This is a genomic window from Ensifer sesbaniae, from assembly GCF_013283665.1.
Lineage (GTDB): Bacteria > Pseudomonadota > Alphaproteobacteria > Rhizobiales > Rhizobiaceae > Ensifer > Ensifer sesbaniae.
In genome coordinates, this window is the sequence record NZ_JABEKU010000001.1 from 1,716,511 (window position 1) to 1,739,547 (window position 23,037).

A 23,037-nucleotide genomic window follows, 5' to 3' on the forward strand; every position below is an offset into this window, starting at 1 on the left:
CGCGATCAGATGTCCAGGTTCTCGGCGAACACGGCGCGCTCCTGGATGAAGCGGAAGCGGGCGTCGGCCTTCGTGCCCATGAGATTGTCCACCGCCTCGCGCGTGCCCTCGAAGTCGATCTCGTCGATCTCGACCTTCAGCAGCGTGCGATGGGCCGGGTCCATCGTCGTTTCCTTGAGCTGCGCGGGCAGCATTTCGCCAAGACCCTTGAAGCGACCGATCTCGACCTTGCCGCGGCCGGCAAATTCGGTGCGCATCAGCTCTTCGCGATGCGCGTCGTCGCGGGCATAGAGCGTCTTCGAGCCCTGGCTGATGCGGTAGAGCGGCGGTACGGCGAGATAGAGGTGGCCGCCGCGGATCAGCTCCGGCATCTCCTGGTAGAAGAAGGTGATCAGCAGCGAGGCGATATGCGCGCCGTCGACGTCGGCGTCGGTCATGATGATGACGCGCTCGTAGCGGAGATCCTCGCCGCGATACTTGGTTCTCGTGCCGCAGCCGAGGGCCTGGACGAGATCGGCGATCTGCTGGTTGGCGCTGAGCTTTTCGCGGCCCGCACTCGCGACGTTGAGGATCTTGCCGCGCAGCGGCAGGATCGCCTGGTTGGAGCGGTTGCGCGCCTGCTTTGCCGATCCGCCTGCCGAATCCCCTTCGACGATGAAGAGTTCGGCGCCTTCTGCGGTGTTCTGCGAGCAGTCCGCCAGCTTGCCGGGTAGGCGGAGCTTACGCACCGCCGTCTTGCGGTTGACTTCCTTCTCCTTGCGCCGGCGCACGCGCTCTTCGGCGCGCTCGATCACCCAGTCGAGCAGCTTGGCGGCTTCTCCCGGATTGTCGGCCAGATAGTGATCGAAGGGGTCACGAAGCGCGTTTTCGACGATGCGCTGCGCCTCGACCGTCGCAAGCTTGTCCTTCGTCTGGCCGACGAACTCCGGTTCGCGGATGAAGACCGACAGCATGCCAGCCGCCGAGATCATCACGTCGTCGGTGGTGATGATCGCCGCCCGCTTGTTCTGCGTCAGTTCGGCATAGCTCTTCAGGCCCTTGGTCAGCGCGATGCGGAAACCCGCCTCATGCGTGCCGCCCTCGGGCGTCGGGATGGTGTTGCAGTAGGAATGCACCTGCTGGTCGCCGCCGTACCAGGTGACGGCCCATTCGAGCGAGCCGTGCCCGTTCGCTTTCTCCGACTTGCCGGCGAAGATCTCGCGGGTGACGGTGAACTCCTTGCCGAGCGTCGCGGCGAGGTAGTCCTTCAGGCCGCCCGGGAAGTGGAAGACGGCCTTGTCCGGGATTTCGGAGCCTTCTTGCAGGAGCGACGGATCGCAGGACCAGCGGATCTCGACGCCGCCGAAGAGATAGGCCTTCGAGCGCGCCATGCGGAACAGCCGCCCGGGCTCGAAATGTGCGTGCGGCCCGAAGATATCCGGGTCCGGATGGAAGCGAACGCGGGTGCCGCGGCGGTTGTGCACGTCGCCGAGTTCTTCGAGCCCGCCCTGCGGAATGCCGCGGGAGAAGCGCTGGCGATAGAGCTTGCGGTTGCGGGCGACCTCGACTTCGAGCGCATCGGACAGCGCGTTGACGACGGAAACGCCCACGCCGTGAAGACCGCCCGAGGTTTCGTAGGCCTTGCCATCGAACTTGCCGCCGGCATGCAGCACCGTCATGACGACTTCGAGCGTCGACTTGCCCGGGAATTTCGGATGGTTCTCGACCGGGATACCGCGGCCGTTATCGGTCACGGTCAGGAAGCCGTCGGCATCGAGGTTGACTTCGATGAAGTTCGCGTGGCCGGCGACCGCTTCGTCCATCGAGTTGTCGATGACTTCGGCGAAGAGGTGGTGCAGCGCCTTCTCGTCGGTGCCGCCGATATACATGCCCGGACGACGACGAACCGGCTCCAGACCCTCGAGCACCTCGATCGCCGAAGCGTCATAGTCGCTGCCATCACTGCCTTTCGGCGCAGGGCGCGGCTCTTCGCGCGCGACTGGTGCCGCTGGCACCGCCGGCTTGGCGCTCGGCTGTGCAGGCTTCGGTTGCTCGGGCATTGAAAAGAGGTCGCTGTTGTCGTCCATGGGGCCGTTCGGGTCGTTCCTGTCGTCTGGGGATGCCGGAGGCCATAGCAAGACCTCGGCTTTGCCGCCATCCCCCGGCGGTCGAATCACCTGAATTCTGCCAGACTCTCACGGGATACGCGAACAAAAGGAGAATTCAGGCGTCGGCCGGGGCGAAATCCCGCCTTCATGGCCATGTCACGGAGCAAGTGTTGCTTTGGCGTCCGGGCGATGGCAAGTCTTTCGGCGAACGAGGGAGCCCGTCATTGGCCGTGTCCACAATTGTTTTTCCGTTTCGTCGGCTTTTGCTGGCCGTTGCCTTGTTTTCCGCGGCTTCCGTCGCCCAGGCGCAGGCTGTGAAGCCCTTCAAGGACGAACTCTTCTCCTATGGCAAGGTGCTGCAGCAGAATGATGACGGCGACGACCTGACCGTCGATTACCAGGAACTGCGCGACATCAACGAACGGGACGAGATCCCGGAGCGCCGGGTGAAACGTGCCTATGTTTCGCTTGGCGTGAAGAGCGAGCAGGTCAACGAGACGCTGGACATTGGCGGCCATTCGCTCGATGTGACCCGCGTCGGTCCCGACCGTGGCGCTGCCTTCACGGTGATCTTCGTCCACGGCCGCGGCGGCGATCGCCGGCTCGGCACCAACGATTTTTCCTTCGGCGGCAACTTCAACCGGCTGAAGAACCTCGCTGTCGCCAATGGCGGCACCTACTACGCGCCAAGCGTCCGTTCCTTCGACACATCAGGCGCTGCAGATATTGCCGGCCTGGTGAAGCAGGCTTCCGAGCGGTCCGGCGGTCGCCCCGTGGTGCTCGCCTGCGCCTCGATGGGAAGCTTCATCTGCTGGGGCGTTTCGCGCGATGCCTCTGCCGTGGCGGCTCTCGGCGGCATGATGGTGATGGGGGGCGTGAGCGACCCCGATTTCACCAAGAGCGCTGCCTACAAGGCGAAGCTGCCGATGTTCTTCAGCCACGGCAGCCGCGACAGCGTCTATCCGGCCGAAAGCCAGAGGGCGCTCTACCGTGCGCTCAAGTCCAAGGGCTACCCGACACGCTTCGTTCTCTTCGAAACCGGCTCGCACGGCACCCCGCTGCGCATGACCGATTGGCGCGATGCGTTGAACTGGATCGGTCGCCACTGACCTTTGTCGGCGCCGCTGACATTTGTTAACCAGCCCGACAGTTTCCGGGCGAGATTGTGGGCCGTGTTTCCACTCTGGAAAGTTGAAGACGTCATCATGCCCGGCAATTATGGCTGGGGTGGAAATCATGGACGCGCGCACCGAAACACGGCACGTTCCCCTGTGTGTGGATCTCGACGGTACTTTGTTGGCCGCCGATACGCTGTGGGAAGGTGCGGCGATCATCCTCTTGCGCAATCCCCTGATGCTCATTCCCATGCTGTTCTGGCTGGCGAAGGGCAAGGCGCGGCTGAAGCATGAGGTGGCCTTGCGTTCCGGCCGCCAGGCTCAGGACTGGCCTTACCGCCAGGCCGTCATCGATCGGCTGGCGGAGGAGAGAAAATCCGGGCGCGAACTGGTGCTCGTCACCGGAGCGGCGCCATCCGTCGCCAGAGACGTTGCCGATCATGTCGGGCTCTTCTCCTCGGTCATGCATTCGACCGACGCGCTCAATCTGACGAGCAGCCGCAAGCGCCAGGCTTTGGTCGACCGCTACGGCGACGGTGCCTTCGACTATATGGGCAACAGCCGAGACGACATCGCCGTCTTCGAGGCGGCGCGGTGCGCGATCGTGGTTGCTCCGGACGCGGCCGCCGAAAAGTGGCGCCGCAATCATGATGCCGAGCGCCTGGATACCGGCCAGGTGAGCATGCTCGCGCCGCTGAAATCCATTCGGGTGCATCAATGGGCGAAAAACGTGCTCATCGTTGTGCCTATGATCCTCAATCACGAGGTCCTGCATCTCGACGCGATCGCCAGCGTCATCATTGCCTTCTTCGCGTTCAGTTTCCTCGCCTCGGCGGTCTACGTCATCAACGACCTTTCGGACCTTTCGAATGACCGTCGCCACGCGAAGAAGCGTCATCGGCCGCTCGCAAGCGGCCAGATGTCGGTGCCGACGGCGCTCATTCTTGCCGCCTGCCTCGTCCTGGCGTCGCTGTCGCTGACGCTTCTGCTGCCGTGGAAATTCGCCGGTGTGCTGGCGTTCTATGCCTGCGCGACGACGGCCTATACCTTCGTGCTGAAGCGCAAGCTGCTGGTCGACGTCTTCACGCTTGCCGGCCTCTACACCACGCGCATTGTTGCCGGTGCTGCGGCCACGGGCACGGAACTCTCCTTCTGGCTGGTTTCCTTCGCGATCTTCTTCTTTCTCAGCCTGGCGCTGGTGAAGCGCTACGTCGAGTTGCACGAGTTTGACGACAAGGACGGCGGCAACGTTCCGGGCCGCGGCTATCTTGCTGTCGATTTCGAGATGGTGGGGCAGGCCGGCGTCGCTTCCGCCTTCACCTCGGCCCTGGTCCTTGCGCTCTACGTGCACAGCAAGGAACTCCAGGAAATGTACACCACGCCCTGGGCGCTGTGGCCGCTTTGCCCGCTGGTGCTCTATATGTTGTTGCGCATCTGGATGCTTGCGCGTCGCGGCATGCTGCATGAAGACCCCGTTGTCTTCATCATGCGTGACTGGCGCAGCCAATTGACCATGCTGGTCGGCGCGCTGTTGATCCTGTTTGGAGCCATCGGGCCGCAATGAGTTTGCTGGATCATGAAAGCTGGGGTCGGCTCGACAATCGCGCGCGGCCGGCCATCTCGCCCGACGACTATGAGGACCGTCTCGGCAGCCTGGAGGCCGGTGGCTACTTGCCCTTCGGCAACGGCCGCAGCTATGGCGACAGTTGCCACAATGACCGGGGCACGCTGATCGAAAGCCGCCGACATGGCCGGATCATCGCCTTCGATCCCGGCACCGGGAAGATGACCTGCGAGGCCGGCGTGACCTTGCGTCAGGTGCTCGAACGCGCGATCGAACATCGCTTCTTCCTGCCGGTCACCCCTGGTACGGCTTTCGTCACCGTCGGCGGCGCCCTTGCCAACGACGTCCACGGCAAGAACCACCATGCGCGCGGCACCTTCGGCAATCACGTGACGGGTTTCACGCTCCTGCGTTCGAACGGGGATCGGCTGACCTGTTCGCCGGAAGAGAACTCTGAACTCTACGCCGCGACCATCGGCGGCATGGGCCTGACGGGCTTGATCCTGACCGTGGATCTGCGGCTGATGAAGGTGCCGTCGCCGCATGTCCAGCAACATGCGATCCGCTTCGACAACCTCGACCAATACTTCGCCCTCGTCGATCGCGTCGACCAGGAGCACGAATACTCCGTTGCCTGGATCGATCAGCTCGCAACCGGTTCCCGCGCGGGCAGGGGTGTATTGCTGGCCGGCGACCACGCCGATGGCTCCTGCGAGTTGCCCGACATCCCAAAGGGACTGAAGCTGTCGGTGCCCTTCGCGCCGCCTTTCAACCTTCTGAACCGGGCAACGCTCAAGGCTTTCAACGAATATTACTTCCGCAAGGAAAAGCCGGGTGAAACCGTGACGACGGTTCCCTGGACATCCTATTTCTATCCGCTGGATGCGATCGGTGCCTGGAACAGGCTTTACGGTCCGCGCGGTCTCTACCAGCACCAGAGCGTCTATCCGACGGACCGTGCACCGGAGATCACGGCGAAGCTGATGGAGACCGCTCGGCTTGCCGGCCACGCGTCGTTCCTCACGGTTCTGAAGCGTTTCGGCGACATCGGCTCGCGCGGTCTTCTTTCCTTCCCGCGACCCGGTTTTACTTTGACATTGGACTTCGCCAATCAAGGTGAACGGACAGTAAAGCTCCTGGATGCGCTCGATCGCATCGTGATCGAGGCCGGCGGTGCGATCAATCCGTACAAGGATGCCCGCATGAGCCCGCAAGTCTTTGAAAAATCGTTCCCTTCCTGGAAAAAGCTCGAGGCGCTGCGCGATCCTGCGCTCGTTTCCAACTTCTGGAAGCGCACGGCTCTGGCTTTGCCAGAATGAGAATGCAGACAATTTTATTCAATTAAACTTTCAAACTTCACGGAAAATCCGCCTCTTGCCCGTAAGTACATTTGCGGGACTGGGAGTAAAACAATGAAATATATTTCATTCATTCTCTTTACGGTGCTTACCAACGCTGCCGCTCAGCTCATGCTGAAGCAGGGAATGATGACGCTCGGACCGATATCGATGACCGCCGAAACGGCGATCGTCCGGCTGTTCCAGATCGTCTTCAACCCCTGGGTCTTTGCCGGCCTCGCGACCTTCGTCATTTCGATGGCGTCGCATCTCTATGTGCTGTCGAAGGTCGAGCTTTCCTTTGCCTATCCTTTCCTGAGCCTCGCTTACGTTGCCGTCGCGGTCTTCGCCTATTTCGTTTTCCGCGAGGACCTCAATGCCTGGCGCATCGCCGGTATCGCGCTGATCTGTGCAGGAACCGTTCTCATCGCCCAGTCGGGCATCTCATCCCATGCCGATGACAAGTCGGCTGAAGCCGCCGGGGTGGGCACCGCAGAATTCGGGAGCAAGTCATGAAACACATCATCTTTGGTGGCGACGGCTTCGTTGGCCGTCACCTGGCGGAGCGCCTAGTCAAGGACGGCGAGGAAGTCGTGATCGCCGATATCGTCAAGTCCGACCTGCCGCATTACGGCCGCGCCCGCTTCGTCCATTGCGACGTCACCGATCTGGAATCTGTTCAAAAGGTCGGGATCGGCGCGGACGATATGGTCTACAACATGGCGGCGAAGATGCTGTCGCCGCTGCAGATCCGCTCGAAACGATGGGAATTCTTCTGGCCCGTCAACTATTACGGCGCCGAAAACATCATGAAGGCCATGGATGCCGCCGGCGCGTCGCGTCTGGTGCAGTTCACCACCGACATGATCTACGGCCATACGGTCCAGTCGCCGCAGACGGAGGATCACCCGGCAAAGCCGCTCGGTGAGTACGGTAAGTCGAAGTGGGCGACGGAACAGCTCGCGGTGCAATGGCGCAAGCAGGGCATGAACATTGCGATCTTCCGCCCGCGCCTCATCATTGGCCCCGGCCGTCTCGGCATTCTCGAGAAATTGTTCAAGCTGATCGACCTGAACCTGCCGGTGCCGATGATCGGCTCGGGCAAGGTGCCCTACCAGTTCATTTCGGTCTTCGATTGCGCCGAAGCCGCGCGCCTTGCCTGGAAGGGCGGCGTGCCGAACGAAGCCTATAATCTCGGCTCCGACAATCCGCCTTCCGTGCGCGACCTGCTCGGCAATCTGATCAGGCACGCGGGTTCCAAGTCCTTCCTGCTGCCGACGCCCGCCTTCGCGGTCAAGCAGACACTGGCCTTCTTCGACCTGATCAACAGGCCGATCATGGATCCGGAGCAGTATCTGATCGCCGACGAGATGTGCGTGCGCGAAACCGGCAAGCTGAAGCGTGAGCTCGGCTGGCGTGCCGAATACAATGACGGCGACATGCTAATCGCCGCCTACGACGAATATCGGGCGAAGAAGACGGGCGCCGTTTCCACCGCTGCCGTCGCCGTGCCGGCCGAATGAGGGGAGACACCATGCTGGACATACCGAACCGTATCGCCGTTGCCGCCCCCTCGCTTGACGGTGGCGTGACCAAGCCCGACCTCATCACCGTCGAACAGGCGAAAGCCATGTCGATCGGCGACATCACCACGGCTTTCAAGGAGCACCTGAACCCAGGACAGCTCCACTTCATGAAGCTTCTCGGCTTCCACAAGGTGAAGATCGAGAGCGCCGAGGGCATGTTCTACACCGACCAGAACGGCCGAAAGATCCTCGATTTCTTCGGCGGCTTCGGCTCGCTCGCCTTCGGCCACAATCATCCGCGCATCCTCGATGCGCGCCAGAAGTTCCAGGACGAAAAGCGCCACGAGATCGCGATCGCCTTCATGTCGCAATATGCGGCGGCTCTGGCGAAGAACATCGCTGCCTGCTCGCCCGGCGATCTCAACATGGTCTTTCTCGGATCGTCCGGTTCGGAAGCGATGGAGGCGGCGGTCAAGCTCGCCGAGCGCGCCGCCGGTCCGAAGCGGCCGAAGGTCGTCCATGCCGAGAATTCCTTCCACGGCAAGACCAAAGGCGTGCTCGCCATCACCGATGGCCAGCTTTACCGCGCCGACTTCAAGGTCACCGACAATACGGTCCGCGTGCCCTTTGCCGATATCGACGCCGTGGAGAACGCCTTCAAGTCCGATCCGGAAATCGGCGTCATCGTGCTCGAAACCATCCAGGGCGGCGGCGGCATCATCCAGGCGCCGGCCGAATACTGGCAGAAGCTGCGCGCGCTCTGCGACAAATACGGCGTGCTCTGGGTCGCCGACGAGGTGCAGTGCGGCTATGGCCGCTCCGGTCGCTTCTATGCCTTTGAGCATTATGGCGTCGTGCCCGATGTGACCGCGCTTGCCAAGTCGCTCGGCGCCGGCAAGGCTGCCGTTGGTGCGATGATCGCGCGCCGTGAAGTCTACATGAAGGCCTATGGCACGCCGAAGACCGCGATGATCCACGCCATGGCAACCTTCGGCGGCATGGGCGAGGCCTGTGTGACGGCGATCGAGGGCATCAACGTGCTCTACGACGAACACCTGATCGATCGCGCCGCCGACAGCGGCGAATATCTGCTCGAGCGCCTGCAGGCGCTGAAGGGGAAGTATCCGAAGATCATCAAGGACGTGCGCGGCAAGGGGCTGATGGTCGGCCTCGAGTTCCAGGACTTCAGCCAGACGCTGCCGATGGTTCTGCGCCCTGTCGTCTCGATGCTCGACGACAAGCTCAAGGGCTCGCTCTCGGGCTTCATTGGCGCGCTGCTGCTGCGCGACTACGACGTGCTCGTCGCCTTCACTGAATACAATCGCAATGTCATCCGGCTCGAGCCGCCGCTGATTTGCGAGCGCGCCCACGTCGACCAGTTCATCGCTGCGTTGGACGACCTGCTCGGCCGCGGCATCGTACGCATCGTCAAGGATTTCGTCGGCAGCCAGATCGGCTGAACGACGAGCCTATCCTTCGCCAAGGGCAGGGGCGTTCAGCGCCTCTGCCCTTTGATGTTCATGTCGAATTCGACGACGTTGGAATAGATCGGCGTGCCGACATCCATGCCGTAGGGCGAGCGGTGGATATTGCCGCGGATGTTGAAGGCGATCGAACCGCGATTCCAGTCAAGCAGCGTGACGGAGAAGCGCTCCTTGCGGGAGGTGCCGCGGGCCGTCAATGTTCCCTCGACCGCCGCCGTATCGGGGCCGGTCTGCTTCACGTTCGTCGAGCGGAAGGTGACGGTGCTGTAGTTGGCAGTATCGAAGACGGCGCTCGATTTCAGGAAATCCTCGACACGCTTCTCTCCCGTTTTCACACTCGCCGGATAAAGCGTGAACTCGACCGTTGAGCGGCCGACATCATTTCGGTCGATGCGGAAACTTCCGGAAAATTTGCCGAAGTCACCGGCAATTCCTCCGCCGCCACCGGTTTGTGCCACCGTGAAATGGATGCGGGAGGCAGAGGTGATGCCATAGTTGCCGGCGGCGTCGGCAAGGTCAGGCGCGGCGGCGAATGTGAGTGACGCACCGGGCATGACCGCCAGAAAGGCGAGTGCAATTGCCCTGGGTGGTGGTTGCAGGCGCAGTGTCATGGTTTCTTCCTTCCAGCGATCACCGGATCTGCGCTCGCCGCTTGGGAGCGTTTACGGCGGTGCGATCCGGCCGACAGCATGCGAACGAGGACGTCGTCCCGGCGCGCAAAGTGGTGGTAGAGGGCGGCCAATGCGTGAAACGCGACAAAAGCGAGGAGCAGGTAGGCGAGCGTCATATGGACGAGCGTCCAGAAGTCCTCGGCCGGCGCCGATTTCGCCATCGGCAGATGCGGTATGATGAACCAGTTGAAATAGAAGCTGGGAATATTCAGCGTCGAGGTCGACGCGACGGCCCAGCCGGCGAGCGGGACCGCGAGAGCAAGCCCGATGAGCACGATATGGGTGACGCTGCCGGCACGCTGTTCAAGTGGGCTGAGGCCTGCTGGCGGTTGGGGGCGAAGCTCGATCACGTGCCAGAGGGCGCGGATTGCCGCCAGGCCAAGCGCGGTGAAACCCAGCGACTTGTGCCACTGGTAGAGCGAAAACTGCAGCGCTGGGTCGATCGGAACCCGGCGCATGATGAAGCCGAGGGCGAGCAAGGCGAGAATGATCACGGCAATCGTCCAGTGAAGAACGATGGTGACCCAGCCGAACCCGGCCCTGTCGTTGCGCAACATGATCGTCTCCGTGTTCGCCAGCCCGGCCGCTACAATTCGGTTACGGCGGTGAGACCCATGAGCCCATGCTTTTATTCGCCGATAATACCGTAAAATTGCACTGCGATCTTGTTGAGGTCGGCAAGCTGTGGTCCACTTGCAGTGGAGGGGACACGGAGGAGTTGTTCCTGGGAGCAGTTGGGCTGGCATACATGGCGAAGAAAAAAACGACACCAATGAGTCCGCACGAGCGGCAGGCCTACGAGCATGCGTGCAGGGGCATCCGCTTTGGAACCGAAGCCAAATATGGCGAGGCGATCGACGCCTGGCGTCTGGCGTCCGACGTAGCCGACGCGCACCTCGCTTTCACGGACATGTATTACTGGGTCAAGAGCGGCTACGGCGCGGCACTTTGCGATGCCGGCCAGTATCGGGAGAGCATTGCCGTCTCACTGCTGGCCCGAGAATGGACCTTGGAGCGGCGCCAGCCGCTCTCGTCGCTTTCGATCGCGCGCTCCTACCTCGCTCTTGGCGAAGGCGAGGCGGCCGCCCCTTACCTCCGCGAGGTTCACGGCTTGATCGGCGATACGATCTTCGAGCAATTCGACGAAGATCTGGAAGCGGACGTTCACGCGGCGATTGCCGGCTTGGAGAACGGCGGAACGCAGCCGACGGCAGGTCGACCAAAGTGACGTCGGGTTCCTAAACTGGAGCCACGACCCACTCGCGAACCGGATTTCACGGGCGTTCGCCAATGCGAACGGGCAGGCGTTTTCTCGCCATGATTTCATTATAGGCGCCAATTGCCCTTTTTGCGGGTGAATTGATGCCGACCGTCCCGGTCTCGGCTTTTTTACATTTTGATTTTTCTTAGGAGTTTCCCAATGCGTGAGACCGTATTGACGTCTGATGCCGAGATTAGCCTCCGGCGAATTTCAGCCGCGACCGTCTGTGACGTCTGCGAGCTCAGCGAGACGCTGAGCGACGAACAGCGCGACATGGTAGCGGACAACGGCACCTCGATCGCCGAGGCCCATTTTTCCGAGAATGCCTGGTTCCGCGCGATCTATGCTGAGGAGACGCTGGTCGGCTTCATCCTGCTGCATGAAGGTTCCGACTGGGACGACGGCATCGATTGCCCCGGCGTCTATCTCTGGCGCTTCATGATTGCCCGTCCGTTTCAGGGCAGGGGCTTTGGCAAGCAGGCGATTGCCCTTGTCGTGCGCGATCTGAGAGCCCGCGGTCTTCGCGAACTCTACACGAGCTACGGGCAGGGTCCCGGCAGCCCCGAAGGATTTTATCGTGGCCTCGGCTTTGAGCCGACGGGCGAGCACTATGATGACGAGCTTGAGGCCGTGCTGAGGTTTTAGGAACAGCGCGCACACGGGGCACCGGTCGCATGTCTGCCGACACGATTTTATGAATAGGACTATGGGTAACGATCTTCACGAGGCCAATCGCCTCTCCTGGAACGCGGCGACGGTCGCGCATAACAGCCACAAGGGCGATCAGGCAGCGTTTTTTCGCGCGGGCGGTTCCACGCTCTATCCTGAAGAAATCGGCTTGCTCGGCGACGTCGCCGGGCTGGAGCTTCTCCATCTCCAATGCAACTCCGGTCAGGATAGCCTGAGTCTCGCCCGCCTCGGCGCCCGGGTCACTGGTGTCGATATCTCGGACGAGGCGATCGCCTTTGCGACGCGGCTTTCCGAAGAAAGCGGGATTGCGGCCAGCTTCGAACGGTCCGACCTGTTCGAATGGTTCGAGCGTGCGGTGGCGGACGGACGGCGGTTCGATCGCGTCTTCGCGTCCTACGGCACCATCTGCTGGCTGTCGGATCTCGGCGTTTGGGCGCGCGGCATAGCCGACGTGCTGAGGCCGGGCGGGCGCTTCGCCTTCATCGAGTTCCATCCCTTCGCCATGGTCTTCGACCCGGGCTGGAAGCCACACTACGACTATGCTCCCAAGAAACCGGTCGCAGAAGCGGGCGTCGGCGACTATGTCGCCGATTCCGGCACAGGCCTTGCAATCGGCGGCTACCAAGAGGGTGTCGTGGGCTTTACCAATCCCCACCCATCCTTCGAGTTCAACTGGGGTATCGCTGACGTGATCCAGGCGCTCATCGATTCCGGACTCCGGATCGAGCGTCTGACGGAATATCCCTACGCCAACGGCTGGGTCGGCTTCGAAGGCATGCGAGATCTCGGTGACCGGCGCATGGCGCCGCCTGCAACCATGCCAAGCCTGCCTTTGATGTACTCGATTGCGGCCGCAAAGCCGGAAGGCAAGCAGGGAGCCCGTGACGGTGCCGCGCCCATCGCCATTCGCCCCTGGCGTCCGGAGGAAGGCGAACGGTTGCTTGCAATCTGGCTCGCGGCGTCGCGTGTCGGCCATCCGTTTCTCGGTGAGGCGCGCCTTCTCGAACAGCAGCAGCTGGTGCGGGACACTTACCTGCCGATGGCAGACAATTGGGTCGCCGCGATCGACGGGCAGGTCGTGGGCTTCATCGGGCTGATCGAGAACTTCATTGGCGGTCTGTTCGTCGATCCGGATATCCACGGCGCCGGCATCGGTCGCGCCCTTGTCGAGGATGCTGCCGCGCGCCTCGGGCCGCTCGAAGTCAGTGTCTATGCGGACAATCAAGCCGCCGTCGACTTCTATCGTCGCCGCGGTTTCGTCGAAACCGCACGCAAGGAGACCGACGACGAAGGGCTGCCCTTCGCGGTAATCGAGATGACACGCAGCGCCTGACAACCGCTCGCGGCGGGGCAGGACAACTTGTCCCGCCGCGGGAATAATCGCCGGCAGAGCTTTTATTTGCCGGGCGCATTTGCTAGGCCGCTTGCGGAGAAAAGTACCCGGAGGAAATTGCATGACGCCCGATATCCGCCCGCTCGTCGCCGGCAATTGGAAGATGAACGGAACCCGCGCCTCGCTCGATCAGATCAAGGCGATGGCCGAAGGGGTCAAGGGCGAACTTTCCGCCAAGGTCGAAACCCTGATCTGCCCGCCGGCAACCCTGCTCTATGTGGCAACGGCGCTTTGCGATGACAGCCCGCTGATGATCGGCGCGCAGGATTGCCATCAGAAGCAGTCGGGTGCCCACACCGGCGACGTTTCCGCCGAAATGATCGCCGATTGCTTCGGCACCCATGTCATCGTCGGCCATTCCGAGCGTCGCACCGACCACGCCGAAAGCGATGCGCTGGTTCGCGCGAAGACGGAAGCGGCACACGCCGCCGAGCTCGTGGCGATCGTCTGCATCGGCGAGACCGGCGATGAGCGCAAGTCCGGCAAGACGCTTGACGTTCTGAAGCGCCAGCTCGCCGAGAGCCTGCCGGATGCGGCGACAGCCGAAAACACCGTCATTGCGTACGAACCCGTCTGGGCGATCGGTACCGGCCTGACCCCGACGGCGGCCGATGTCGAGGAGGCGCATGCCTTCATGCGCGAGGAACTCGTTTCGCGCTTCGGCAACGCCGGTGCCAAGATGCGTATCCTCTACGGCGGCTCGGTCAAGCCGTCCAATGCCAAGGAGCTGATGGGCGTCGCCAATGTCGACGGCGCCCTGATCGGCGGCGCGAGCTTGAAAGCGGAAGACTTCCTCGCCATCTACCGGGCTTATGAAGAATTGACGGCCTGATCGCCCGCATCGCCGGGCAGGGGCTTGGAATGGCGCACGGCATGGTATAAAGAGGCGCGAAAATTGCGCCCGGCCATGCCGAGTTTGCGCATGGTTTGATTCGTGTGCCCAAAGGGCAGGACTGGAAGCTGATGCAGACCGTACTACTCGTCATCTATCTCATGGTCGTCGTCGCCCTGATCGGCGTCGTTCTCATTCAGCGTTCCGAAGGCGGTGGTCTCGGCATCGGCGGCGGCTCGGGCTTCATGTCCGCGCGCGGTACGGCCAATGCGCTGACCCGCACGACGGCAATCCTCGCGGCCCTGTTCTTCGTTCTGGCGCTCGCCATGGGCATCCTCGCTCGCTATCAGCCGCAGGCGACCGACATCCTCGATCGTATCCCGGGCACCAGCTCGAACGGTGGCGGCGTTCTCAACTCGCTCGGCGGCGGCAACACCCAGGCTCCCGCCGGTGGCGCCACCCAGCAGCAGCCGGCAACTGCCCCGGCAACGAGCAACGGTGTTCCCTCGACGGTACCGGCAACGTCGGGCCAAGCTCCGGCAGGCGGCGCAACGACCGAGACGCCCGCCAACGACAATTCGGGATCGCAAGTTCCCAGCGGCCAATAAGGCCGCAATTCCAAAGAACCCGCCGGCGGATGTTTCATCCGCCGGTTTTGTTTTGTGTGAAATCTGCCTCCATCCCAAGGCGAAAAGTTCTGGAACATGAATTTTTCGGTGGCGGAATCATTTGTGAAAAGGTATCCGGTGACTCCCATGGCGCGATATGTATTCATCACTGGCGGCGTGGTTTCCTCCCTCGGAAAAGGCATCGCTGCAGCAGCTCTCGGAGCATTGCTGCAGGCGCGTGGCTACCGGGTGAGACTGCGCAAGCTCGACCCCTACCTCAACGTTGATCCGGGCACCATGAGCCCGACCCAGCACGGCGAGGTTTTCGTAACCGACGATGGCGCGGAGACCGATCTCGATCTCGGCCACTACGAACGCTTCACGGGGCGTTCGGCGACGAAGACCGACAACATCACCACGGGCCGGATCTACAAGAACATCATCGACAAGGAGCGGCGCGGCGACTATCTCGGCGCGACGGTTCAGGTGATTCCGCACGTCACCAATGAAATCAAGAACTTCGTCACCGAAGGCAATGACGACTACGACTTCGTGCTCTGTGAGATCGGCGGCACGGTCGGCGACATCGAAGCGATGCCGTTCATGGAGGCGATTCGCCAGCTCGGCAACGACCTGCCGCGCGGCACCGCGGTTTACGTCCATCTGACGCTCATGCCCTATATCCCGGCAGCCGGTGAGCTGAAGACCAAGCCGACGCAGCATTCGGTCAAGGAACTGCAGGCGCTCGGCATTCATCCCGATATCCTGCTCGTTCGCGCCGACCGCGAAATTCCGGAAGCCGAGCGCCGCAAGCTTTCGCTGTTCTGCAACGTCCGCCAGTCGGCCGTTATCCAGGCGCTCGACGTTGCCTCGATCTATGACGTTCCGATCGCCTACCACAAGGAAGGCCTCGACAACGAAGTGCTCGCCGCCTTCGGTATCGAGCCGGCGCCGAAGCCGCGCATGGAAGCCTGGGAACGCGTTGCCGACCGGATCCGCACGCCGGAGGGCGAAGTCACGATCGCGATCGTCGGCAAGTACACGGGCCTCAAGGATGCCTACAAGTCGCTGATCGAAGCGCTTTACCACGGCGGTATCGCCAACCGGGTGAAGGTCAAGCTCGAGTGGATCGAGTCGGAGGTCTTCGAGAAGGAAGATCCGGCCCCCTATCTCGAAAAGGTGCACGGCATCCTCGTTCCCGGCGGATTCGGCGAACGCGGCTCCGAGGGCAAGATCAACGCGGCCCGCTTTGCCCGCGAGCGTAAGGTGCCTTACTTCGGCATCTGCTTCGGCATGCAGATGGCGGTCGTGGAAGCGGCCCGCAACCTCGCCGGGATCGAGAAGGCTTCGTCCACGGAATTCGGTCCGACCAAGGAGCCGGTCGTCGGCCTGATGACCGAATGGGTGAAAGGCAACGAGCTCGAGAAGCGTTCCGCCTCCGGCGATCTCGGCGGCACGATGCGTCTCGGCGCCTACCGCGCGTCGCTCAAGGGCAACACCAAGATCGCCGAGATCTATGGTTCGACCGATATTTCAGAGCGCCACCGCCACCGCTACGAAGTCAACGTCGACTACAAGGACCGCCTCGAGTCCTGTGGCCTCGTTTTCTCCGGCATGTCTCCGGACGGCGTGCTGCCGGAAACGGTCGAATATCCGGATCATCCGTGGTTCATCGGCGTCCAGTATCATCCGGAACTGAAGTCGCGTCCGCTGGACCCACATCCGCTGTTTGCAAGCTTCGTCGAAGCGGCACTGGAACAGTCCCGCCTCGTCTAAGTCGGGATTGCATGAACCAAGAAAGGCCGGTCGCGAGATCGGCCTTTTTCGTATGCACCGGCGTTCGGAGCTTCCGCCTGAGGGCGGTCAGCGCGCCTCGACCGGCTTGCGCCATTGCGGCGGCCGCCAGATGGTGATGAAGCGCAGGACCCATTCAAGCGGCCCATAGACAAAACGGGCCATCCACCAGCGGCTGATGAAAAGCTGGGCGGTGAAGATGCCGAGCGCAATCAACACCGTTGCCAAGGGCGAGACCTTGCCGATGAGGCCAAGGCCGTAGCCATGGAAGATCAGGGCTGCGAACAGGGACTGCATGAGGTAGTTGGAAAGCGCCATGCGGCCGGCGGGCGCCAGTAGGTTTCGCAGGCGTTCGCCGGCCTTGGACCCGAAGAACAGCATCATGCCGCCGACATAGGCGCCGGTCAGGAACGGTCCGGTGATCAGCCCGACCGAGAGCCCGATGATCGCGATCGGCGAATCGAGCATCTCGACGCTGGCATAGGCATAGATGACGGCGCCGGGCAGGCCGATCCATAGGCCGGCGCAAAGCAATCGCCGGAACAATGCCCGGTTTTCCCTCGGTCGCGCCAGCATCTTGTGACGCCCGGCGATCAGCCCGAGCAAGAACATTGCAAGCGCAGAGGGTGCCTGCAGCAGGCCAACGATCACCCAGATGGTCGAAAGCTCCATCAGGTGCTGGCCGATCACCGTCTGCCAATTACCCCGAAAGGCAAGTTCGGTTGCCTCTGCGGCGGCGAGGATCGCCGACCGGTCGAGCGGTATCGGTTCCAGCGTCGCGAGAATGCCGAGTGCGCCCCATGCGATGGCAACGAGAATGACCAGCCATTTCGCCAGGCGGAAGAGGGCGTCGTCGCTGCGATTTCTGAGCATCAGCAGGACGACGCCGAGTACGGCATAGGTGGTGAGAATATCGCCATGGAAGAGCAGAACCGCGTGGGTGACACCGATCAACCAAAGGCCCGCCTGCCGGCGCAAGAGCCGCGGCACGAAGGCCTCGCCCGCTTTTTCCGCCGAGCGCATCTGCAAGGTGAAGCTGTAGCCGAACAGGAATGAGAAGAGCAGATAGAATTTCATCTCGAAGAACAGCGCGATTACCAGATGGACGGCGCGATCGAAAATGCTGCTGAAGGTGGGGTCCGCGAGTTCCAGGCCATAGAAGGCTGAGGCGAAGGCCATGATGTTGACGAGAAGGATGCCGAGCAGGGCAAAGCCGCGCAGTGCGTCGACATCGTCGATGCGGTCCGGAGTGGTCATTCGTGTTCTCCGTTGCGGAAGGCGCGAGAGGAATGCGCCATAACCATTTGAAACAGAAGTCTTTTACAAAAGCGAACCTCTCGATCGTCGACAGGCACGGGCAAGGGTTCAAATAATAAAGCGACTAATCAATCTAGTAATGGAGATAACGAAACGTCAAGAGGCGCTCGCGGGTTTATCGCGCGGGCGTGTCAGTTGCAGCGGGAGGGGAACGATCAGCCTTTGTGCGAAGTGTTCCGGCGTAGCCAGGCAATCTGGCGGCGTGCGCGCAAGAGAGTGGTCAGCGGTGCGCCGATCGAAATCACAAGCAGCGCGATCCAGAGGATTTCGCCGTCGCCGAGCCACAGGCCTTCAAAGGCCGATAGCGCAGCAGCCAGCGTCATTGCCGCCATGCGGTGCTGCTTGGCCATCGGCCCGGAGAAGTCGCTCGGAGCACCATTGGCGTGGCCGAGTTCGCGCACATAGGCCGTCAGCACGGCGAAGGCGGCCGCGGCAAAGCCGAGCGCAGGGAAGCCGATGCCATATCCGGCACCGACGAAAATGAAAATGTCCGCGATGCGATCGGGAAATTCGTTCCAAAACGGACCATCGGCCTCGCCCTTGCCGCCCTCGACGGCGACCATGCCGTCGAAGAGGTTGCAGAGCAGGCGCAACTGGCAGAAGAGGGCGGCGGCGACGAACAGCGCGACCCTCACCCCATCCTGCGTTTCGCCCGTCAGCCAGAAGGCAAGCCCGGCGAAGGCCGCGGCCAGCATGCTTGCCTGCGAGATCCGGTTGGGCGTGACATTCATCGACGCCAGGCGTCGCGCGATCGCCTGCGCCCAGCGGGTGTTGCGGCTTGCGAGCGGCCTGCGGTCACCGGTCTCGGTCATGCCCAGGCTCTCCTCGGCTGATGGAATAGTTGTAGATGGCGGCGTAGGTGGTCGACACCGCGAGCGGCAGGGCGATCGTCCTCAGGACCTCCGGCGTGCCGCTGGCCGTGTGAATCGCGGCGAGCATTGCCGACGAACCGAGGCAGGCGAGAAGTGGCGGCAGGAACAAACGTTTTGTTCCGCGAAACCGCCTGGAAAGCGCGTCGATCGCTGTCTTGAGGTAGAGGGTCAAAAGCGCCGAGAGCGTTCCTTGCACGATCGCGGCAAGAAGCGGTTTGGGCATCGGATGATGGCGATTGGCGAAAAGTGCCCAGCCGCCCATGGCAAAAAAAGCGAATGCCACGTGCACCATGCCGTTGCCCGCCAGGCCCCTCAGCTTCGCGGTCATGTCAGTGACCACCAGTAACGTGTCAAATGGAAGAAGATCGGTGCGGAGAAGACGACGGAATCCAGCCGGTCGATCAGCCCGCCATGGCCTTCGATCAGATGGCCCCAGTCCTTGACGCCGCGGTCACGCTTGATCGCCGACATGACGAGCCCGCCGAAGAAGCCCATCAGGGTGATGAGAAACGACATCAACGCGGCCTGGGACGGCGTGAACGGCGTGATCCACCAGAGCGACGCGCCGATCAGGGTGGCGCTTGCGACCCCGCCGATAAAGCCCTCGACCGTCTTCGACGGCGAAAGGGTCGGTGCAATCTTGGTCCGCCCGAAGAGCTTGCCCCAGACATATTGCAGCACGTCGCTGGATTGAACGACGATGACCAGGAAGGCAATGAGAAGGACGTTGCGCCCTTCGTAATCCGGGATCTGCAGCGTCAGGAGTGCCGGCACGTGCGAGGCACAGAAGACGCAGATCATCAGCGCCCATTGCACCTCCGCGATCCTCAGCAGGAAATCGCGCGTGTCGCCGCGCATGACCGCGATGATTGGCATCAGCAGAAAGGCATAGACCGGCACGAAGATCGAATAGATGCCGTATTGCTCGGCCCAGAGCAGAACGTAATTGATCGGCAGAACGACGAAGAAAGCGGCAGCAATCGCCCAGTGGTCGCCGCGGCGGGTATTGATGAGCGTGATGAATTCGCGTAGCGCCGCGAAAGAGCAGAAGGCGAAAAGCAGGAGCACGCCGACCCGGCCGGCAACGAAGGCGATGGCAATCAGCACCACCATCGCCCACCATGCCTTGATGCGGGCGTTGAGGTTCTCGATTGCACCGTTCGACCCATCCGGCGAGAGCCTTTGCTTCAGGACGTAGCCGATGCTCGACGCCAGGACGAGAATGCCGCCGACACCCAGGAGCAGTTTGAGCATGTCCAAGGTTGCTGCGCTCATGCGTCGTCTTCCGTTGATGGAGGCGCGAGCGCGAGCATGGCAGCCTCGGCGCGGGCGATGAACTCGTCCTTCGTCTCCTGCGCTTTCAGATGCATCGGTTCGCCGAAAGTTACGGTACAGATGAGCGGGATCGGCACGAACTCCCCCTTCGGCATGACGCGGTTGAGATTGTTGATCCAGACAGGAACCAGTGCCACGTCCGGCCGCCTGCAGGCGAGGTGATAGAGCCCGCTCTTGAAGGGAAGCAGCCGTGCCTCGGTCTGATTGCGCGTTCCCTCGGGAAAGAGAATCAGCGACGAGCCGTCGTTAAGAACAGCCGTCATTTGCTCGACGGGATCCTGGGTGCGGGCCGCCGGGTCGCGCTCGATCAACACCGCATCGAAGACGTCGCGGCCAATGAAGGCCGAGAGTTTCGATTTCAGCCAGTATTCCGCGCCGGCAACCGGCCGCGCGCGTTCCCGAAGCCAGGGCGGCAACACCGCCCAGATCAGCACAAAATCGCCGTGGCTGGAATGATTGGCGAAATAGATGCTCTGCTTTGGTGGCAGACCCGTCTCATGCCAGATAGCGCGCGCCGCAGTCAGCGCGCGCGCAAACATCATGATGGCGATGGAGGCCAGCTTGGCCGTCAAATCGCGGATCATGTCGATTCATATCCAAGCGGGAACCAGGTTGGCGTCCTGATGCGCCTTGCGCAGCCTATCGGCCGTGCCCGGATGCGTTTCATGCCTTGCAACAAAAAGATCAAGCGCTGCCCCTCAGCCTGCCGCCTGGCGTAGCTCCAGGCTGCATCGAACAACTTTACGCGATTGTGTCCGCTTCTCAAGCGGTTGAAATCACACGCCGCATGATAACGTGCCGGACGCTTTGGGTATTCGCCATCAGCGGGCGGGGATGGATCGCAAAATGAGCGATGCCATGCACAGCAGTCGACCGCAGTGCGCGCCTTGTGGGTCGCACAGGACGAACGGAGCGATCGCGGTGTCTGCGGTGACCCGCGGCTGCATTTCCGGGTAACGCTGCATGTGGATCATCGTCCCTTGTTACGTCGCGTTACTGTTACGTACTCGCCAAACCGTCAGTTTCGTTCTTTTCTGTTCGTCAGCTAAACTGGAAAGGGGCAATACGCATGCGCTTCATCACTTTGTTACTCGTGCCGCTGGCGATCGTGGCGGGGCTTGCGGGCTGTGCCTCCACGTCCTCCACCAATACGACCTATGCGCAGCCCCAAACCTTCGCCCCCGGTCTCGGGGCGGGAAATACCGCCAACTCCACGGCGGCTCCGGGCTACTACTGAGGCAGTCCGGCACTTGCTGGCAAAGGTAACTCTGCGGCGGGCGCGGCCCGGCGCGGAGCGTTTCTGTTTGCGGCCCGCGTTCGGCCGTCAGCGACCAATCGGCTCCATGGCCGCGACCCGGCTTGCATTCGCCGGCCAAAAGTTGCAAACAGCGGCGAACCATCAGGGAAAACGCCATGAGCCTCTCCAAGCGCACCACCCGCCCGCTCGATCACCTCGTGCTGCCGGTGGATACGCTTACCCAGGCACGGCGTCGCCTGTCTGATCTCGGTTTTACGGTCGCCGAGGATGCCCGCCATCCTTTCGGTACCGAAAATGCCTGCGTGTTCTTTTCCGACGGCACCTACCTCGAGCCGCTGGCCGTTGCTTCCCGCGAAGAATGCGAAGCCGCCGCACTCGACGGCAATGCCTTTGTCGCGCGCGATCAGGCCTTCCGTTTCCGCCAGGGCCCGGAAGGTCTCTCGGCGCTGGTCTTCGGCACCGAGGATGCCGCGAGCGATCACATCCGCTTTCGCGCCCGCGGCATATCCGGCGGCGATATGCTGGAGTTTTCCCGGCCGATGAAGCTGCCGGATGGCCGTGAGGGATTGGGTTCCTTCCGCCTTGCCTTCGCGGCCGATCTGCGCTCGCCGGATTTCTTCCTCTTCAACTGTCAGCGTGTCCGGGCGCTGCCCACCGATCGGGCCGCACTGGAGCAGCATGAAAACGGCGTGATCGGCATCGCCGAGGTGGTCCTGTCGGAAGCCAACCCGACCGATTTCCAGTACCTGCTGCAGGAGGCGGTCGACGAACGCGAAGTCACGGCGCATTCCTTCGGCATGGATGTGTCGGCCACCAACGCCAAGATTTCGGTGCTGAATCCCGCCGGTATGGAAGCCTTCTTCGGCCGTTCGGTGCGGGGTGCCGAACGCGGCCTGCGCGGTCGCGCCGTCGTTTTCCGCGTCGCCGACCTGGAGGCGACACGCACTCTCTTCGCTGAGAACGATATCGAATTTGCAGAAATGGGCGGACGCCTCATTGTCCCCGAAATGCCGGGGCAAGGGGTGATCTTCGCTTTTGGAGCTTGATGATGAAAACGAATGCCAGAGTAGTTGTCGGCAACGGCGCCCACCAGGTCGCCTTCGCGCAAACCGAGAAGCTGTCGCTGATCGCCGGCCCCTGCCAAATGGAGAGCCGCGAACACGCCTTCATGATCGCGGGTGCGCTCTCTGAACTCTGCAAGAAGCTCGGTATCGGCCTCGTCTACAAGTCTTCCTTCGACAAGGCGAACCGCACGTCGCTCTCCGGCAAGCGCGGCATCGGCCTCGACAAGGCGATGGAGATCTTCGCCGATCTCAAGAAGGAATTCGGTTTCCCGGTGCTGACCGACGTGCACACCGAGGAGCAGTGCGCTCTGGTCGCCCCGACGATCGACGTTCTGCAGATCCCGGCCTTCCTGTCGCGCCAGACCGATCTTCTGGTCGCGGCCGCCAAGACCGGCCGCGCGATCAACGTCAAGAAGGGCCAGTTCCTGGCGCCTTGGGACATGAAGAACGTGCTGGCGAAGTTCACCGACAGCGGCAATCCGAACGTGCTGCTCTGCGAGCGCGGCGCCTCCTTCGGCTACAATACGCTGGTCTCCGACATGCGCTCGCTGCCGATCATGGCTTCGCTCGGCGCGCCCGTCGTCTTCGACGCCACCCATTCGGTGCAGCAGCCGGGCGGGCAGGGCGGTTCTTCGGGCGGCCAGCGCGAATTCGTCGAGACGCTCGCCCGTGCGGCCGTGGCCGTCGGTGTTGCCGGCGTCTTCGTCGAGACGCACGAAGACCCGGACAATGCGCCGTCGGACGGCCCGAACATGGTGCACCTGAAAGAGATGCCGAGGCTGCTTGAAAAGCTGCTCGCCTTCGACGCGATCGCCAAGGGTTGAGCCGT

23 protein-coding genes are annotated in these 23,037 nt (G+C 62.3%); 15 read left to right on the plus strand and 8 right to left on the minus strand.

Going from position 1 to position 23,037, the window contains the following annotated elements:
- Positions 1-5: 5 nt before the first annotated feature.
- The gene (parE, locus tag BHMPCIPO_RS08355; RefSeq protein WP_173516313.1) at positions 6-2,066 is read right to left on the minus strand and encodes a DNA topoisomerase IV subunit B; all 2,061 of its coding nucleotides are present in this window, start codon (positions 2,064-2,066) and stop codon (positions 6-8) included.
- A gap of 245 nt (positions 2,067-2,311) precedes the next feature.
- Here parE and BHMPCIPO_RS08360 point away from each other — a divergent pair, with 245 nt between their 5' ends.
- The 6 genes from BHMPCIPO_RS08360 (at position 2,312) to BHMPCIPO_RS08385 (ending at position 9,089) form a co-directional block, all read left to right on the plus strand.
- Positions 2,312-3,196: an alpha/beta hydrolase gene (locus BHMPCIPO_RS08360; protein ID WP_173516314.1), complete on the plus strand. Its 885-nt coding sequence runs from the start codon at positions 2,312-2,314 to the stop codon at positions 3,194-3,196.
- A 127-nt stretch (positions 3,197-3,323) separates the two neighbouring features.
- Complete coding sequence (locus BHMPCIPO_RS08365) at positions 3,324-4,766, plus strand: UbiA family prenyltransferase (protein ID WP_173516315.1); 1,443 nt, start codon at positions 3,324-3,326, stop codon at positions 4,764-4,766.
- Positions 4,763-6,085, plus strand: coding sequence for an FAD-binding oxidoreductase (locus BHMPCIPO_RS08370; RefSeq protein WP_173516316.1), 1,323 nt, complete (start codon positions 4,763-4,765; stop codon positions 6,083-6,085). Before BHMPCIPO_RS08365 ends, BHMPCIPO_RS08370 begins: the two co-directional genes overlap by 4 nt.
- 93 nt (positions 6,086-6,178) lie before the next feature.
- Positions 6,179-6,619, plus strand: a complete 441-nt coding sequence (locus BHMPCIPO_RS08375; RefSeq protein WP_173516317.1) for an EamA family transporter — start codon at positions 6,179-6,181, stop codon at positions 6,617-6,619.
- Positions 6,616-7,626 carry an NAD-dependent epimerase/dehydratase family protein gene (locus BHMPCIPO_RS08380; protein ID WP_173516318.1) on the plus strand — a complete coding sequence of 337 codons (1,011 nt, stop codon included), beginning with the start codon at positions 6,616-6,618 and terminating at the stop codon, positions 7,624-7,626. The genes BHMPCIPO_RS08375 and BHMPCIPO_RS08380 overlap by 4 nt, the downstream gene beginning before the upstream one ends.
- A gap of 11 nt (positions 7,627-7,637) precedes the next feature.
- Entirely contained in the window at positions 7,638-9,089 is a 1,452-nt protein-coding gene (locus tag BHMPCIPO_RS08385; protein WP_173516319.1) for an aspartate aminotransferase family protein, read from the plus strand.
- Positions 9,090-9,124: 35 nt separating this feature from the next.
- Here the strand turns inward: BHMPCIPO_RS08385 and BHMPCIPO_RS08390 are convergent, their stop codons facing one another.
- Both BHMPCIPO_RS08390 and BHMPCIPO_RS08395 read right to left on the minus strand, forming a co-directional pair.
- Entirely contained in the window at positions 9,125-9,667 is a 543-nt protein-coding gene (locus BHMPCIPO_RS08390) for a YceI family protein (RefSeq protein WP_246304397.1), read from the minus strand.
- Between the two features lie 53 nt (positions 9,668-9,720).
- The gene (locus BHMPCIPO_RS08395; RefSeq protein ID WP_173516321.1) at positions 9,721-10,341 is read right to left on the minus strand and encodes a cytochrome b; all 621 of its coding nucleotides are present in this window, start codon (positions 10,339-10,341) and stop codon (positions 9,721-9,723) included.
- Positions 10,342-10,406: 65 nt separating this feature from the next.
- Between BHMPCIPO_RS08395 and BHMPCIPO_RS08400 the strand changes: the two genes are divergently transcribed.
- The 6 genes from BHMPCIPO_RS08400 (at position 10,407) to pyrG (ending at position 16,344) form a co-directional block, all read left to right on the plus strand.
- On the plus strand, positions 10,407-11,012 hold the full coding sequence (locus tag BHMPCIPO_RS08400; protein WP_173516322.1) for a hypothetical protein: 606 nt from the start codon (positions 10,407-10,409) through the stop codon (positions 11,010-11,012).
- Between the two features lie 192 nt (positions 11,013-11,204).
- Positions 11,205-11,690 (plus strand): GNAT family N-acetyltransferase, encoded by a 486-nt coding sequence (locus BHMPCIPO_RS08405; protein WP_173516323.1) that lies wholly within the window; start codon positions 11,205-11,207, stop codon positions 11,688-11,690.
- A gap of 61 nt (positions 11,691-11,751) precedes the next feature.
- Positions 11,752-13,068: a bifunctional class I SAM-dependent methyltransferase/GNAT family N-acetyltransferase gene (locus BHMPCIPO_RS33645; protein ID WP_210266427.1), complete on the plus strand. Its 1,317-nt coding sequence runs from the start codon at positions 11,752-11,754 to the stop codon at positions 13,066-13,068.
- Between the two features lie 121 nt (positions 13,069-13,189).
- On the plus strand, positions 13,190-13,960 hold the full coding sequence (tpiA, locus tag BHMPCIPO_RS08420; RefSeq protein WP_173516324.1) for a triose-phosphate isomerase: 771 nt from the start codon (positions 13,190-13,192) through the stop codon (positions 13,958-13,960).
- A 131-nt stretch (positions 13,961-14,091) separates the two neighbouring features.
- Positions 14,092-14,568 (plus strand): preprotein translocase subunit SecG, encoded by a 477-nt coding sequence (gene secG / locus BHMPCIPO_RS08425; protein WP_173516325.1) that lies wholly within the window; start codon positions 14,092-14,094, stop codon positions 14,566-14,568.
- Positions 14,569-14,706: 138 nt separating this feature from the next.
- Entirely contained in the window at positions 14,707-16,344 is a 1,638-nt protein-coding gene (gene pyrG, locus BHMPCIPO_RS08430; protein WP_312033043.1) for a CTP synthase, read from the plus strand.
- Positions 16,345-16,431: 87 nt separating this feature from the next.
- On the opposite strand, the gene BHMPCIPO_RS08435 is transcribed toward pyrG, so the two are convergent.
- The 5 genes from BHMPCIPO_RS08435 to BHMPCIPO_RS08455 form a co-directional block, all read right to left on the minus strand.
- Entirely contained in the window at positions 16,432-17,619 is a 1,188-nt protein-coding gene (locus tag BHMPCIPO_RS08435) for a DUF418 domain-containing protein (RefSeq protein WP_173516327.1), read from the minus strand.
- Positions 17,620-17,834: 215 nt separating this feature from the next.
- The gene (locus tag BHMPCIPO_RS08440; RefSeq protein ID WP_173516328.1) at positions 17,835-18,491 is read right to left on the minus strand and encodes a CDP-alcohol phosphatidyltransferase family protein; all 657 of its coding nucleotides are present in this window, start codon (positions 18,489-18,491) and stop codon (positions 17,835-17,837) included.
- Positions 18,475-18,879 (minus strand): hypothetical protein, encoded by a 405-nt coding sequence (locus tag BHMPCIPO_RS08445; protein WP_173516329.1) that lies wholly within the window; start codon positions 18,877-18,879, stop codon positions 18,475-18,477. The genes BHMPCIPO_RS08440 and BHMPCIPO_RS08445 overlap by 17 nt, the downstream gene beginning before the upstream one ends.
- Positions 18,876-19,826: a phosphatidate cytidylyltransferase gene (locus BHMPCIPO_RS08450; RefSeq protein WP_173516330.1), complete on the minus strand. Its 951-nt coding sequence runs from the start codon at positions 19,824-19,826 to the stop codon at positions 18,876-18,878. Before BHMPCIPO_RS08450 ends, BHMPCIPO_RS08445 begins: the two co-directional genes overlap by 4 nt.
- Positions 19,823-20,470, minus strand: coding sequence for a lysophospholipid acyltransferase family protein (locus tag BHMPCIPO_RS08455; protein WP_246304280.1), 648 nt, complete (start codon positions 20,468-20,470; stop codon positions 19,823-19,825). The genes BHMPCIPO_RS08450 and BHMPCIPO_RS08455 overlap by 4 nt, the downstream gene beginning before the upstream one ends.
- A 485-nt stretch (positions 20,471-20,955) precedes the next feature.
- Here BHMPCIPO_RS08455 and BHMPCIPO_RS08460 point away from each other — a divergent pair, with 485 nt between their 5' ends.
- The 3 genes from BHMPCIPO_RS08460 to kdsA all read left to right on the plus strand — a co-directional run bounded on the left by BHMPCIPO_RS08460 (position 20,956) and on the right by kdsA (position 23,032).
- On the plus strand, positions 20,956-21,123 hold the full coding sequence (locus tag BHMPCIPO_RS08460) for a hypothetical protein (RefSeq protein ID WP_173516331.1): 168 nt from the start codon (positions 20,956-20,958) through the stop codon (positions 21,121-21,123).
- Between the two features lie 176 nt (positions 21,124-21,299).
- Positions 21,300-22,190, plus strand: a complete 891-nt coding sequence (locus tag BHMPCIPO_RS08465; protein WP_173516332.1) for a VOC family protein — start codon at positions 21,300-21,302, stop codon at positions 22,188-22,190.
- Complete coding sequence (gene kdsA, locus BHMPCIPO_RS08470) at positions 22,190-23,032, plus strand: 3-deoxy-8-phosphooctulonate synthase (RefSeq protein ID WP_173516333.1); 843 nt, start codon at positions 22,190-22,192, stop codon at positions 23,030-23,032. The genes BHMPCIPO_RS08465 and kdsA overlap by 1 nt, the downstream gene beginning before the upstream one ends.
- The last annotated feature ends 5 nt before the right edge of the window (positions 23,033-23,037 follow it).

Bases quoted from the DNA above. Each gene is read 5' to 3' on its own strand.
- parE (WP_173516313.1), bottom strand. From the start codon at position 2,066: ATGGACGACAACAGCGACCTCTTTTCAATGCCCGAGCAACCGAAGCCT.
- BHMPCIPO_RS08365 (WP_173516315.1), top strand. From the start codon at position 3,324: ATGGACGCGCGCACCGAAACACGGCACGTTCCCCTGTGTGTGGATCTC.
- BHMPCIPO_RS08370 (WP_173516316.1), top strand. From the start codon at position 4,763: ATGAGTTTGCTGGATCATGAAAGCTGGGGTCGGCTCGACAATCGCGCG.
- BHMPCIPO_RS08375 (WP_173516317.1), top strand. From the start codon at position 6,179: ATGAAATATATTTCATTCATTCTCTTTACGGTGCTTACCAACGCTGCC.
- BHMPCIPO_RS08380 (WP_173516318.1), top strand. From the start codon at position 6,616: ATGAAACACATCATCTTTGGTGGCGACGGCTTCGTTGGCCGTCACCTG.
- BHMPCIPO_RS08385 (WP_173516319.1), top strand. From the start codon at position 7,638: ATGCTGGACATACCGAACCGTATCGCCGTTGCCGCCCCCTCGCTTGAC.
- BHMPCIPO_RS08390 (WP_246304397.1), bottom strand. From the start codon at position 9,667: ATGCCCGGTGCGTCACTCACATTCGCCGCCGCGCCTGACCTTGCCGAC.
- BHMPCIPO_RS08395 (WP_173516321.1), bottom strand. From the start codon at position 10,341: ATGTTGCGCAACGACAGGGCCGGGTTCGGCTGGGTCACCATCGTTCTT.
- BHMPCIPO_RS08400 (WP_173516322.1), top strand. From the start codon at position 10,407: ATGCTTTTATTCGCCGATAATACCGTAAAATTGCACTGCGATCTTGTT.
- BHMPCIPO_RS08405 (WP_173516323.1), top strand. From the start codon at position 11,205: ATGCGTGAGACCGTATTGACGTCTGATGCCGAGATTAGCCTCCGGCGA.
- BHMPCIPO_RS33645 (WP_210266427.1), top strand. From the start codon at position 11,752: ATGGGTAACGATCTTCACGAGGCCAATCGCCTCTCCTGGAACGCGGCG.
- tpiA (WP_173516324.1), top strand. From the start codon at position 13,190: ATGACGCCCGATATCCGCCCGCTCGTCGCCGGCAATTGGAAGATGAAC.
- secG (WP_173516325.1), top strand. From the start codon at position 14,092: ATGCAGACCGTACTACTCGTCATCTATCTCATGGTCGTCGTCGCCCTG.
- BHMPCIPO_RS08435 (WP_173516327.1), bottom strand. From the start codon at position 17,619: ATGACCACTCCGGACCGCATCGACGATGTCGACGCACTGCGCGGCTTT.
- BHMPCIPO_RS08440 (WP_173516328.1), bottom strand. From the start codon at position 18,491: ATGACCGAGACCGGTGACCGCAGGCCGCTCGCAAGCCGCAACACCCGC.
- BHMPCIPO_RS08445 (WP_173516329.1), bottom strand. From the start codon at position 18,879: ATGACCGCGAAGCTGAGGGGCCTGGCGGGCAACGGCATGGTGCACGTG.
- BHMPCIPO_RS08450 (WP_173516330.1), bottom strand. From the start codon at position 19,826: ATGAGCGCAGCAACCTTGGACATGCTCAAACTGCTCCTGGGTGTCGGC.
- BHMPCIPO_RS08455 (WP_246304280.1), bottom strand. From the start codon at position 20,470: ATGATCCGCGATTTGACGGCCAAGCTGGCCTCCATCGCCATCATGATG.
- BHMPCIPO_RS08460 (WP_173516331.1), top strand. From the start codon at position 20,956: ATGCGCTTCATCACTTTGTTACTCGTGCCGCTGGCGATCGTGGCGGGG.
- BHMPCIPO_RS08465 (WP_173516332.1), top strand. From the start codon at position 21,300: ATGAGCCTCTCCAAGCGCACCACCCGCCCGCTCGATCACCTCGTGCTG.
- kdsA (WP_173516333.1), top strand. From the start codon at position 22,190: ATGATGAAAACGAATGCCAGAGTAGTTGTCGGCAACGGCGCCCACCAG.